This window comes from Catenuloplanes nepalensis (assembly GCF_030811575.1).
GTDB classification, from domain to species: domain Bacteria; phylum Actinomycetota; class Actinomycetes; order Mycobacteriales; family Micromonosporaceae; genus Catenuloplanes; species Catenuloplanes nepalensis.
The window spans coordinates 400,327-412,006 of sequence record NZ_JAUSRA010000001.1; the positions used below are offsets into that span (position 1 = coordinate 400,327).

The 11,680-nt window shown below is 70.8% G+C and carries 13 protein-coding genes; 8 read left to right on the forward strand and 5 right to left on the reverse strand.

All coding sequences use genetic code 11. From position 1 onward, the window contains the following. Positions 1–5 precede the first annotated feature (5 nt). The 5 genes from J2S43_RS01780 (at position 6) to J2S43_RS01800 (ending at position 4,763) form a co-directional block, all read left to right on the forward strand. Positions 6–1,175: a glycerate kinase family protein gene (locus J2S43_RS01780; protein ID WP_306826765.1), complete on the forward strand. Its 1,170-nt coding sequence runs from the start codon at positions 6–8 to the stop codon at positions 1,173–1,175. Positions 1,176–1,401: 226 nt separating this feature from the next. After that, positions 1,402–1,716: a HesB/IscA family protein gene (locus J2S43_RS01785; protein WP_306839144.1), complete on the forward strand. Its 315-nt coding sequence runs from the start codon at positions 1,402–1,404 to the stop codon at positions 1,714–1,716. Positions 1,717–1,866: 150 nt separating this feature from the next. Then, positions 1,867–2,844 carry a carbohydrate kinase family protein gene (locus J2S43_RS01790; protein ID WP_306826766.1) on the forward strand — a complete coding sequence of 326 codons (978 nt, stop codon included), beginning with the start codon at positions 1,867–1,869 and terminating at the stop codon, positions 2,842–2,844. After that, the gene (locus J2S43_RS01795; RefSeq protein ID WP_306826767.1) at positions 2,841–3,335 is read left to right on the forward strand and encodes a P-loop nucleotide/nucleoside kinase family protein; all 495 of its coding nucleotides are present in this window, start codon (positions 2,841–2,843) and stop codon (positions 3,333–3,335) included. Before J2S43_RS01790 ends, J2S43_RS01795 begins: the two co-directional genes overlap by 4 nt. A 210-nt stretch (positions 3,336–3,545) precedes the next feature. Beyond that, complete coding sequence (locus J2S43_RS01800) at positions 3,546–4,763, forward strand: outer membrane protein assembly factor BamB family protein (RefSeq protein WP_306826768.1); 1,218 nt, start codon at positions 3,546–3,548, stop codon at positions 4,761–4,763. A gap of 6 nt (positions 4,764–4,769) precedes the next feature. Here J2S43_RS01800 and J2S43_RS01805 read toward each other — a convergent pair whose 3' ends face one another. Continuing rightward, positions 4,770–5,921, reverse strand: coding sequence for a cysteine desulfurase family protein (locus J2S43_RS01805; protein WP_306826769.1), 1,152 nt, complete (start codon positions 5,919–5,921; stop codon positions 4,770–4,772). Positions 5,922–6,137: 216 nt separating this feature from the next. Between J2S43_RS01805 and ctaC the strand changes: the two genes are divergently transcribed. Then, the gene (ctaC, locus tag J2S43_RS01810) at positions 6,138–7,115 is read left to right on the forward strand and encodes an aa3-type cytochrome oxidase subunit II (RefSeq protein ID WP_370881733.1); all 978 of its coding nucleotides are present in this window, start codon (positions 6,138–6,140) and stop codon (positions 7,113–7,115) included. A 9-nt stretch (positions 7,116–7,124) separates the two neighbouring features. Beyond that, positions 7,125–7,556, forward strand: a complete 432-nt coding sequence (locus J2S43_RS01815) for a cytochrome c oxidase subunit 4 (RefSeq protein ID WP_306826772.1) — start codon at positions 7,125–7,127, stop codon at positions 7,554–7,556. 65 nt (positions 7,557–7,621) lie between these two features. Here the strand turns inward: J2S43_RS01815 and J2S43_RS01820 are convergent, their stop codons facing one another. The 4 genes from J2S43_RS01820 to J2S43_RS01835 all read right to left on the reverse strand — a co-directional run bounded on the left by J2S43_RS01820 (position 7,622) and on the right by J2S43_RS01835 (position 10,855). Continuing rightward, positions 7,622–7,825 carry a hypothetical protein gene (locus tag J2S43_RS01820; RefSeq protein WP_306826773.1) on the reverse strand — a complete coding sequence of 68 codons (204 nt, stop codon included), beginning with the start codon at positions 7,823–7,825 and terminating at the stop codon, positions 7,622–7,624. A gap of 381 nt (positions 7,826–8,206) precedes the next feature. After that, positions 8,207–9,268, reverse strand: coding sequence for an anthranilate phosphoribosyltransferase (gene trpD, locus J2S43_RS01825; protein WP_306826774.1), 1,062 nt, complete (start codon positions 9,266–9,268; stop codon positions 8,207–8,209). Positions 9,269–9,369: 101 nt separating this feature from the next. Further along, positions 9,370–9,801, reverse strand: a complete 432-nt coding sequence (locus J2S43_RS01830; protein WP_306826775.1) for a hypothetical protein — start codon at positions 9,799–9,801, stop codon at positions 9,370–9,372. Between the two features lie 124 nt (positions 9,802–9,925). Beyond that, a complete protein-coding gene (locus tag J2S43_RS01835) occupies positions 9,926–10,855 on the reverse strand; it encodes a cytochrome c oxidase assembly protein (protein WP_306826776.1) in 930 nt (309 codons plus the stop codon). A gap of 176 nt (positions 10,856–11,031) precedes the next feature. On the opposite strand from J2S43_RS01835, the gene ctaE reads away from it, so the two are divergent. After that, a complete protein-coding gene (gene ctaE / locus J2S43_RS01840) occupies positions 11,032–11,628 on the forward strand; it encodes an aa3-type cytochrome oxidase subunit III (protein WP_306826777.1) in 597 nt (198 codons plus the stop codon). The last annotated feature ends 52 nt before the right edge of the window (positions 11,629–11,680 follow it).

The following is an 11,680-nucleotide window of genomic DNA, read 5'->3' on the forward strand; positions in this document are numbered from 1 at the left end:
GATTCATGCATCCCCGACAATGGTCTGGACAGGGGAATAGCCGGAGGTGCGAAGCGGTGCGAATCCTTATTTGTCCGGATAAGTTTGCCGGGAGTATCGACGCGGTGGCGGCTGCGCGGGCCGTCGCGTCCGGCTGGAGGACCGTCAGTGAGGCCGACGACCTGGTCGAGCGCCCGCTCTCCGACGGCGGTCCCGGCTTCGTCGACGTGCTCGCGCCGGCCCTGGACGGCCGCCGGGTGATCGTCGACACGGTCGATCCGCTCGGCCGTCCGACAAAAGGCACAATCCTGATCAAAGGCCCCATGGGGTACGTGGAGAGCGCCCACGCCTGCGGCCTGCACCTCCTGGCCCCACCGGAACGTGATCCGAAGCGCACCACCTCGTACGGACTCGGCCTGCTGGTCCTCGCCGCGATCGAGCACGGCGCCACCCGCGTGGTGGTCGGCCTCGGCGGCTCCGCCGTCAACGACGCGGGCGCGGGCATGCTCGCCGCGCTGGACGCCGCCCCGCTGGACGCGGCCGGCTACGCGCTCCCGTACGGCGGCGCCGCGCTCACCGCGGCCGAGAGCCTCACCGGCGCGCCCCGTACCCGTGGCGTCGAGCTGATCGCGGCGACCGACGTCGACAACCCGCTCACCGGCCTGCACGGCGCGTCCGCGGTCTACGGCCCGCAGAAGGGCGCGAGCCGCGAGGACGTGTTCCTGCTGGACCGCGCGCTGGAACGGTTCGGCGGCCTGCTCCAGGGCCTGTCCACGGCGCCACCCGGCCTGGCCGCCCTCCCCGGCGCGGGCGCGGCCGGCGGGATCGGCGCCGCGATCCTCGCGCTCGGCGGCCGCTGCGAGTCCGGCATCGACCTGGTGACGCGTCTCACCGGCCTGCCCGAGGCGCTGGACGCGGCCGACCTGGTGATCACCGGCGAGGGCTCGTTCGACCACCAGTCGCTGCGCGGCAAGGTCGTCGCCGGCGTGGCCGCCGGCGCCCGCGACCGGGGCCTGCCGTGCGTGGTGCTGGCCGGGCAGGTCAGCACCGGGCGCCGGGAGGCGGCCGCGGCCGGGGTCACCGAGACGTACTCGCTGATGGACTTGTTCGACGGCGATGAGCGGGTGAGCATGGCGGAAGCGGCGGAAGGGCTCAGCGCGCTCGCGAAGCGTCTAGCGGGTCAATACAGCCGGTGAGACCAACGGCGCACGGCCGCTGGCTGGGAGAAGTTTTAGACTGGGTGGGAATGCACGGTCAGCGGACATGCGTTGGCCACAGACGGAATAAATCCGCACAGCGCAGGGAGACTTCCAAGTGACCACTTCAGCGCAGGGCGCCACCGAGACCGTGGACTCCGGCTACGACTCGGGCTACGAGTCCGACACCGAGCCGAAGGCCGCCGCCAAGACGTCGACCACGGTCCTGCTCACGGACGTGGCGGCAGTGAAGGTGAAGAACCTGCTCGAGCAGGAGGGTCGTGACGACCTGCGGCTGCGCGTGGCGGTGCAGCCCGGCGGCTGCTCCGGCCTCCGCTACCAGCTGTTCTTCGACGAGCGCTCGCTCGACGGCGACATCGTCGACGACTTCGGCGGCGTCGAGGTCGTCGTGGACCGGATGAGCGCGCCCTACCTGACCGGCGCGACCATCGACTTCGCCGACCGCATCGACGCCCAGGGCTTCACCATCGACAACCCGAACGCCGGCGGCTCGTGCGCCTGCGGCGACTCGTTCCATTAAGAATCGCTGACATCAGGGGGTGCGCAGTTGCGCACCCCCTGATGTCGTTTGGGCTGGTCAGGGGTAACGGGCAGATGGCGCGCGACTGACGTGGAGACGGCGTGCCGGTAGGCTGTCCGGGCTATAGTCGCCGACCACTTGAGGGCCGACATGAAGATCGCCGTTACCGGCTCGATCGCCACCGACCATCTGATGCACTTCCCGGGCCGGTTCGCCGACCAGCTCCTGGCCGACCAGCTGCACAAGGTGTCGCTGTCGTTCCTCGTCGACGACCTCGTGGTGCGCCGCGGCGGCGTGGCCGCCAACATCGCGTTCGGCATGGGCCAGCTCGGCCTGCGCCCGATCCTGGTCGGCGCGGTCGGTGCGGACTTCGCCGACTACCGCTCGTGGCTGGAGCGGCACGGCGTCGACTGCGGCTCGGTCTACGTCAGCGAGGTCGCGCACACCGCGCGCTTCGTCTGCACCACGGACACCGAGATGAACCAGATCGCCTCGTTCTACGCGGGCGCGATGGCCGAGGCCCGCAACATCGAGCTGGCCCCGGTCGCGGCGCGCAACGGCGGCATCGACCTGGTGCTGGTCGGCGCGAACGACCCGGCCGCCATGGTTCGCCACTCCGAGCAGTGCCGGGAGCGCGGCATCCGCTTCGCCGCGGACCCGTCGCAGCAGCTCGCCCGCGTCGAGGGCGACGACGTGCTGAAGCTGATCGACGGCGCCGAGTTCCTCTTCACCAACGAGTACGAGAAGTCGCTGCTGGAGAGCAAGACCGGCCTCAGCGAGGCGCAGGTTCTGGACCGGGTCAAGATCCAGGTCACCACGCTCGGCAAGGACGGCGCCCGGATCTCCGGCCGCGGCATGGAGACGATCCACGTCCCGGTCGCCCGCGAGGTCGCGGCGTACGACCCGACCGGCGGCGGCGACGCGTTCCGGTCCGGCTTCTTCGCGGGCCTCACCTGGGGCCTCGGCCTGGAGCGGTCCGCGCAGATCGGCTCGCTCGTCGCCACCTACGTGCTGGAGACCATCGGCACCCAGGAGTACGAGATCCGCCCCGACCAGTTCGTCAAGGCGCTCGGCGAGTCCTACGGCGACGCGGCGGCCGAGGACGTGCGCCCGCACCTGATCCCGTGAGCACCGGCCCGGTGCTGATCGTCTTCGCCGGGCTGCCGGGGGTCGGCAAGAGCACGCTCGCCCGCCGGGTGGGCGCCGCGCTGCCGGCCCCGGTCCTCCCGGTCGATCCGATCGAGCGCGCCTTCGGATCGACCGGCCCCGAGGCGTACGCGGCCGTGGCCGCGCTGGCCGAGTTGCAGCTGGACCTGGGCCTGCCGGTGATCGTCGACGCGGTCAACCCGGCCGCCGAATCCCGCGAGCTGTGGCTCGACCTGGCGGACCGGGCCACGGTCCCGCTCCGGGTGGTCGAGGTCTGGTGCGCGGACGAGGACGAGCACCGCCGCCGCATCGAGGCCCGCCAGGCCACCGACCCGGCCTATGCGGACGTCGACTGGATCCGCGTCCTGGAGCGCCGCGCGGAATACCAGCCCTACGCCGGCCCCCGCGTCGTGGTCGACACCACGGTCCCATCGGACCCACTCGACTCGCTGCTCGACTACCTGCGCCGCTGACCGCGACGGAGCCGGTGGACGGTCAGGAGCCTGCGCTGGGCGCACGAAAGGTCAAAAGGATTTGATCAACTTCGGTTGAGCCGGAGGGACGCCGTCCGGCGGGAGTGACGTCCCTCTGGCTCAACCCATTGCCATGGATGTAAGGAACGCAGGTCAGCGGCCGGAATGCGGCAGATACTAAAGCCGCAATTCCGACGAAAGGCTCTCACCATGAAGAGAACACTGCTGGCCGCGGCCCTGATGGCGACGTTCGTCCCCGGCCCGGCCCTCGCCGCGTCCGTCGACCCGGTCCTGGAACCGCCGGTCGCGGACACGAACGGCCCGACGCTCAGTCAGGTCGCGATGCTCACCCGGGCCTGGTCCACGAAGGCCGGTGAGCTGAGCGGCGACCCGCTCTACTTCGCCGGCGCGATCTATCACGCGGAGACCGGCGACGGCCGGGTCGGCCTGGTCCGCCGCGCTGTCACGGGCGGCGCGCACCTGCAGTTCGCGTCCACGGTGCGCGGCTACACGATCGCCGCCCCGGTCACCGACGGCGACTCGGTGTTGACGATCACGCCGGACGACGGTGTGGTCCGCGCCTACAGCCCGGACGGCGCCGACCGCTGGACCGCGAGGCTCGGCGGTGACCAGCGTGCCGACTGGGTGCTGGCCACCGGCGGGCTGATCCTGGCCGCGGCCGAGTTCGAGTGCGGCCGCTACGAGGGCGACACCTGCGAGCGGACCGTGCTGCACGCGTTCCGCGCGGACTCCGGCCGCCGGGTCTGGACGCGCGAGCTGGCCGGCGGCAGCCCGGTCGCGGTCGCGGCCGGCGACCGGATCGCGATCCGCACCTGGCAGGACCGGGACGAGCTGCACGGCGACGACATCATCCCGCCGGGCCAGGAGCCGGAGCCGATCGTGGACGACTCCCCGGCGCTGGTCACGGTGCTCACCGCCGGCAACCGGCGTCTCTGGCAGCGGCCGGTCGCCGGCGTGGTCAGCATCGCGGCCGACGCGGACGGCGTGTTCGTGGCCGGCGACCGGCTCTGCGCCTACCGGGCGAAGGACGGCCGGCGGTCCTGGTGCGCGCCGACGTCGCACCGTCACTACGACCTGACCGCGGCCGACGGCCGGCTCTACGCCGCCGCCGACGACCTGAGTGTCCCGGACGACCACCGGATCGCCGCGTTCGACAACCGGACCGGCCGGCGTCTGTGGACCGCGGCGGGCGCCCGTCCGTACGGCGGCATCACCGTCGGCAACGGCGTGGTCTGGCTGGTCAGCAACACCGACATGCCGGTCAGCCGGCTGCTCGCGCTGCGCGCCGAGGACGGCCGTGAGCTGCGCCGCCTCCCGCTCGGCGAGTACGGCGGCAGCCGCGTCGCGCTCGGCGTCAACCGCGCGTTCGTCTTCCACGACGGCCGGACCATCTCCGCGTACCGCTAGGGAGCCCTAGAGTCCAGTCTCCGCGCGCAACCCGGCCACGATGCCGGGGAGTTCGGCCAGGAACCGGTCCACGTCCTCCGAGGTGGTGTCGCGGTGCAGCGACACGCGCACGTTGCCGTGCGACAGCACGCCCATCGCCTCGAGGACGTGGCTCGGCCGCAGCGTGGACGAGGTGCACGACGAGCCGGACGAGACCGCGAACCCGCGCCGGTCCAGCGCGTGCAGCAGCGCCTCGCCGTCCACGTAGAGGCAGGAGAACGTGACCAGGTGCGGCAGCCGCTCGACCGGGTCGCCGACCACCTCCACGTCCGGCACCAGCCGCGGCACCTCGGTGCGGATCCGGTCGACCAGCGCGGACTGCCGCTTCGCCTCCGCGGCCGCGTCCGTGGTCACCGCCCGCAGCGCGGCCGCGGCCCCGACGATGGCCGGAAGATCGATGGCGCCGGGGGTACGGGCATAGGACCGCTCGTCCTCCGGGTACGGCGACACCCAGCGCATGCTCTTCCGGATCACCAGCACGCCCACGCCGGACGGCCCGCCCCACTTGCGCGCGCTCGCGGTCAGCAGCGACCAGCCCGGCGGCACGCCCATCCGCCCGATCGACTGCGCCGCGTCCACGTAGAGCGGCACGCCGGCCTCCGCGCAGATCTCCGCGGCCGCGGAGACCGGCTGCACGGTCCCGGCCTCGTGCGACGCGCTGATCAGCGCGGCCAGCGCCACGCCCGGCGCCGTCACCGCGGCCTCCCACGCGCCCAGGTCGAGCCGCCCCTTCATGCTGACGCCGACGCTGGTGACCGGCGCGCCCGCGGCGGTGGCGGCGTGCAGCACGGCGGAGTGCTCGATCGCGGAGTGCACAAAGGTCGCGCCGGCCCGGCGCCGGCCGGCCAGTCCGCCCAGCACGGCCGCGTGCGCCGCGGTGGTCCCGCTGGACGTGAAGAACAGCTCCTCGCGGCGGACCGAGAGGCACTCCGCGACGGTCGCGCGCGCGGCCTCCACCAGCTGCCGCGCCCTGCGCGACTGGCTGTAGAGCTTGCCGGGGTCGGCCCAGCCGTCGGCGAGCGCGGCCATCATCGCCTGTTTGGCGACCGGATGCAGGGGAACCGCGGAGGCGGCGTCGAGGTAGGCCGTCGAAGGTCCGGGTTGCGCGGTTGAGGACACGCGCCAAACGGTATCGTCCAGATGTTCGCCGTGATCACAAAGCGCCGGACACGCGGACCCCTGGGGCTTGCGCCGAGGCCAGGTCGAGTAATCTGCGGTCGTCGGTGCCGTCCATCGGGCGATCACCGGAATGCGGGACCGGCCTGCGGGGCCTGAAAAGACCGACGCGGCCGGTTGTATCACACGGCGGTGAGGCATGGTGCGCGAATGAGCAACATGTACCGCGAAGGAGAGGCAGGAGCAGTGGTCGCAAAGGGTTCGGGCGTGCGCGCCTCGGACACGGGACGGGACAACGGCTCCCGCAACCGGCGGATCGCCGGACTCGGCTTCGGCGGCGTGTTGCTGGTCGCCCTGCTGAGCGGCTGCGACGTCGGTGCGGCCTTCGGTGGCTTCGGCTGGCCGCAGGGCGGGATCACGCCCCAGAGCCAGAAGATGTACGACCTGTGGATCGGCTCCGTGGTCGCGGCCCTCGTGGTCGGCGTCTTCGTGTGGGGCCTGATCTTCTGGTGCGTCATCCGCTACCGGAAGCGCGGCGAGGAGCTGCCTCCGCAGACGCGGTTCAACATGCCGATGGAGGTGCTCTACACGGTCACGCCGGTGCTCGTGGTGTGCGTGCTCTTCTACTACACCGCCATCGTGCAGACCAACGTGGACAACATCTCCAAGGACCCGGACGTGACCGTCGAGGTCGTCGCGTTCAAGTGGAACTGGCAGTTCAACTACCTGGCCGGCCCGGGTGAGGACGCCGAGGTGCTCGCCTCCACGATCGGCTCGACCGACGAGATCCCGCTGCTGGTCCTGCCGACCGGTCAGAAGATCCGGTTCGAGGAGACCAGCCGCGACGTGATCCACTCGTTCTGGGTGCCGGAGCTGCTGTTCAAGCGCGACGTGCTCCCGGGCAGCGCGCGCAACGTCTTCGAGGTCACGATCGACACCGAGGGGCGCTACGTCGGTCGCTGCGCCGAGCTGTGCGGCACCTACCACTCGATGATGAACTTCGAGCTGGTCTCCGTCGACCCGGGCCGCTACCAGCAGTTCCTGGCCGCGAAGCAGGCCGGTCAGTCGACGCCCGAGGCGATGGCGACGATCGGCTTCACCGGCGACGACCGGTTCGCGATCACGACGTTCCCGTTCGAGACCAAGCGCGACAACAACAACTTCAGCGGCTCGCAGGCCGAGGGCGAAGGAAGGTAGGGGCAATCCATGAAGGCTGAATATCGGATGTTCGGCGGGGTTGCCATCTTCCTCTTCGCCGCGGCCGCGCTCTACGGGTTCTGGACCCAGGGCGACTCGGACGTCGGTCAGCTGGAGTGGGTCGGCACGGTCGCGCTGATCCTCTCCGGCCTGCTCTGCTCGATGTGCGCCGGCTTCTTCTGGTTCGTCTCGCGGCGCATCGACCCGCGTCCGGAGGACCGGGCCGACGCGGAGATCGCCGAGGGCGCGGGCGAGGTCGGCTTCTTCAGCCCGGGCAGCTACTGGCCGTTCGGCCTGGCGCTCTCCTGCGCGCTCACCGCGCTGGGCCTGGTCTTCTTCATGTGGTGGCTGATCGGCATCGGCCTGATCGCGGTCATCTTCTCCGCGTGCGGCCTGCTCTTCGAGTACTACTCCGGCACCCGCCGGCCGGTCGAGTTCTAGGGATTACGCACGAGAGCGCCGCACCCCGCGTCGGGGTGCGGCGCTTTTCGCTGTCCTGCGGGATCTCAGGCGGCGCGGCGCTGGATCGGCGCGACCCGGTTGCCGGGTGTCCGCCGCCAGACCCGCATGGTGATCGGCTGCAGCACGATGGCGGCCCCGCAGCCGGTGCAGACCAGCTCGGGGCAGTCCTCGTGATCGTCCTCGCACGGCGGGATCTCGAACGGCATCTCGCGCTGGCAGATGACGCAGTGCATCTCTGTGTCTTCCACGGGTACCTCCTCGGGGAAGGGTGGGGAATTACCCGAATGTGATTCCAAAGTGCCACCGCCGGTCACGAAAAAGTGGGACCTCGTCCCGGCGTGTCACACAAAACAGACAAATCACAATACCAAGATCAAGATCACACCACGGTACGGCGTGACCTACATCAACCACACCCCGAGGTACTTGTTCGCCCGAAAGCCGGCCCATTCACGTGAGGCGCGGGCGACCAGAGCTGGCGCGGCCCAGCGACAGACACGGTTTTCGTCTGCCGGTGGACGTGTCAGCGCCGGGAGTGGCGTCGAGCCGGAGGAGCGGAGCGACGACCAGAAACTCTGTGAGGCGCGGGCGACCAGAGGCTCAGCGACCATAAGCGCAGCGCCGACCAGCTACTCAGCCGCTTTGGCGGTGGTGGCGGCGTCGACCCACCTGGCCAGCAGCGACTCGGTGGCGCCGGAGTCGACGGCCTCGGCGGCCCGCTTCAGACCGTCGCTGAGCGCTTCCCGGAGGTCACCGGACAGTGCGCCGGTGCGGGCGGCGAAGCCCGCGGCCGCGTTGAGGAGCACGGCGTCGCGGATCGGGCCGGTCTCGCCGGCGAAGAAGCGCCGTGCGGCGTCACCGTTGAACGCCACGTCACCGCCGCGCAGGTCGCCCGGGGCGGAGCGGGGCAGGCCAAGCTCCACCGCGTCGATCACCTGCTCGGTGACGGTGCCGCCGGCCGCGACCCAGACCCGGGTCGGCGCGGCCGTGCTGAACTCGTCCAGCCCGTCCTCGCCGCGCATGACCAGCACGGAGTCGCCGCGGGACGCGAACACGCCGGCCATCACCGGCGCCATCCGCGTATCGAAGCAGCCGACCGCGCCCGAGGTGGGGCGCGCCGGGTTGGTCAGCGGGCCGAGGAAGTTGAACGCGGTCGGCACGCCCAGCTCGCGCCGCGGCGGGCCGACGAACCGGAAGCCGGGGTGGAAGCGGGCCGCGAAGCAGAAGCCGATGCCGGCCTCCGACACGGTCCGGGCCACGCCGGCCGGGCCCAGGTCGAGCGGGATGCCGAGGTGTTCCAGCAGGTCGGCGGCGCCGCACGAGGAGGAGGCGGCCCGGTTGCCGTGCTTGACCACCGGCACGCCGGCCGCGGCCACCACGACCGCGGCCATCGTCGAGATGTTCACCGTGTGCGCGCGGTCGCCGCCGGTGCCGACGATGTCGACCGCGCCGGTGCGGATCTCCTCCGGCAGCGTCACCGGCACCGCGTTCGCCAGCATCGCGTCGACCAGGCCGGACAGCTCGGCCGCGGTCTCGCCCTTGGCCCGCAGCGCGACCGCGAAGCCGGCGACCTGCGCGGGGGTCGCGTTCCCGGTGACGATCTCGTTCATCGCCCACCAGGTGTCCTCGGTGGACAGCTCGTCGGCTCGCAGCAGTGCGGTGAGCAGATTCGGCCAGGTCCGTTCGCCCATCGTGGGCCTCCCGAGGATCTAAGGGGGGTTATGTCGGTTCGGAGTCGGTAGCGACGTGGGTGGCCGGCCTGCGGCGTGGCTCGCCCACGTCGGCTACCGACTCATGCGCTGGTGATCTGCGGTGCCTTGCCGGAGCGGAGCATCGCCGCCACGGCCCGGCCGGTCGCCACCGGGTCCAGCGGGTGCACCAGGGTGGCGTCGGCCTCGGCGAACGCGGCCAGCCAGCGGTCCGCCGCGCGGGCGATCACGACGATCACCGGCGGGGGGGTCTTGTATTCGTCCTTGACCTGCCGGGCGATGCCGAGGCCGCCGGCCGGGCTGGCCTCGCCGTCCAGGACCATCAGGCTGATCTCGTAGTCGTCGACCAGCCGGCGGCACTCCTCCCAGCTGGCCGCGTCCGCGAACTCGACGGTCAGGCCGGGCGCGGGGCGGGTGCCGATCGCCAGGCGCATGTGATCGCGCACCTTCGCGTCGTCGCTGTAGAGCAGGACCGTGTAGGTGCCCGCCTGCGGGTTGCTCTCGCCGCTGCTCATGATCCGCTGCGCTCCGTTCCGTGGTCCGGGTGCAAATGGTTCCGGTGCACCTGCGGGTTCGGGTGCACTGCGACGGTCGCGGCGCCTGTGAGGTGCGTCGCAGCCGTCGTGCGGATGCTACTCGTCAGCCGCCGGTAGGGGAGGCCCCGGCACGCCTGATCTCATCCGTACCCTCGGCGGGATTTTGATCTTTTGAAGCCGAGGCGGCCTCCTCCCGGTCCAGCTGCCGGTCCACCCGGCGGGCCTCGCGCTCCGACTGGCGGATCCACTGCAGGATCAGCACGCCGAGCATGGTCACGCTGACGATCTCGCCGCCGGCCCAGAGGATGCCGCCCGCGGTCTTCTGGTCCGTGTACGGATCGAGCCAGGTCAGGCCCAGGTTCGGGTACCAGTCGCCGCCGAGCAGCGTGGTGCTCTGCATGATCGTCAGGCCGAGCACGGTGTGGAACGGCACGCTGAGCAGCATCAGCAGCGCCCGCCCCGGGTATGGCCAGCGGTTCGGCAGCGGGTCCAGGCCGAGCAGCGGCCAGAAGAACAGGCAGCCGGTCGCCAGGAAGTGCAGGTGGACCAGCTCGTGGACGAACGAGTTCTCCAGGCTGACCCGGTAGAGGCCGGTGAAGTAGAGGACGAACGGGTTGATGACGAAGATCGCGTAGGCGTAGAGCGGGTGCGTCACCACCTTGGCGACCCGGCTGTGCAGCACCGACAGCAGCGTGGCCTTGGGCCGTTTGGGCAGCACCCGCAGCGCCAGCGTGACCGGCGCGCCCAGGGCCAGGAAGATCGGCGCCACCATCGACAGCACCATGTGCTGGACCATGTGGACCGAGATGACCGTGGTGTCGTACGCGTGGAGGCCGCTCAGCGTCACGATCGCGACCGAGCCGAAGCCGAGCCCGAGGAAGCAGAACGTGCGCAGCGCCGGCCAGTGATCGCCGCGCAGCCGCAGCCGGTACACGCCGTAGAGGTAGAGCGCGGCGCCCACGACCAGGCCCGCGGCGAGCCAGCTGTCCACGCTGGCCTCGGTGAAGAACTTGCTCCCGGTCAGCGGCTCCACACCCGATGCTATCGGGTAAGCCGAGGTCGCGAGGGAAATCCGATCGACGTCAGGCACGTCAACGAGGCTATGCCCAGTGCCCTGAGCAGGCTCGCCCGGCCCGGACGAGTGCTCGACACGCCCCAAGATTGCCACCCCGGCGTTCCTCGCCCCACGTATAGGGCAATAATGACGGCGTGACTGCGGCAGCCATTGACAAGAGCCGGATCCATTCGCTGACCCGACCCAACATGGTCAGCGTCGGCACGATCGTGTGGCTCTCCAGCGAACTCATGTTCTTCGCGGCCCTCTTCGCGATGTACTTCTCGATCCGGGCCGCGGCTCCGGAGCAGTGGGAGCATCACACCGAGGCGCTGAACATCCCGTACGCGACGACGTTCACCGTGATCCTGGTCCTGTCGTCGATCACCTGCCAGATGGGCGTGTTCGCGGCGGAGCGCGGTGACGTGCACTCGCTGCGGCGCTGGTTCACCATCACGTTCGTGATGGGCCTGGTCTTCGTGCTCGGCCAGGTGAACGAGTACATCACGCTCGTCGGTCACGGCGTGAAGATCAACGCTGACGGGTACGGCTCGATGTTCTACCTGACCACGGGCTTCCACGGTCTGCACGTCACCGGCGGTCTGATCGCGTTCGTCATCTTCATGATCCGGACCACCATGGGCCGCTTCACTCCCGCGCAGGCCACCTCCGCGATCGTCGTGTCGTACTACTGGCACTTCGTCGACGTCGTGTGGATCGCCCTGTTCGGGATGATCTACTGGATCCAGTAGATCCGCCGGCGTCACATTCCGGGCCACCGCCCCGTCCCTTGAGCACGAACGG

What these genes read in the sequence shown, in the direction of transcription:
- J2S43_RS01780 (WP_306826765.1), top strand. Translation starts at nt 6, where the DNA reads ATGCATCCCCGACAATGGTCTGGACAGGGGAATAGCCGGAGGTGCGAA.
- J2S43_RS01815 (WP_306826772.1), top strand. Translation starts at nt 7,125, where the DNA reads ATGAAGGCTGAATATCGGATGTTCGGCGGGGTTGCCATCTTCCTCTTC.
- J2S43_RS01790 (WP_306826766.1), top strand. Translation starts at nt 1,867, where the DNA reads ATGAAGATCGCCGTTACCGGCTCGATCGCCACCGACCATCTGATGCAC.
- J2S43_RS01830 (WP_306826775.1), bottom strand. Translation starts at nt 9,801, where the DNA reads ATGAGCAGCGGCGAGAGCAACCCGCAGGCGGGCACCTACACGGTCCTG.
- J2S43_RS01800 (WP_306826768.1), top strand. Translation starts at nt 3,546, where the DNA reads ATGAAGAGAACACTGCTGGCCGCGGCCCTGATGGCGACGTTCGTCCCC.
- trpD (WP_306826774.1), bottom strand. Translation starts at nt 9,268, where the DNA reads ATGGGCGAACGGACCTGGCCGAATCTGCTCACCGCACTGCTGCGAGCC.
- ctaC (WP_370881733.1), top strand. Translation starts at nt 6,138, where the DNA reads ATGTACCGCGAAGGAGAGGCAGGAGCAGTGGTCGCAAAGGGTTCGGGC.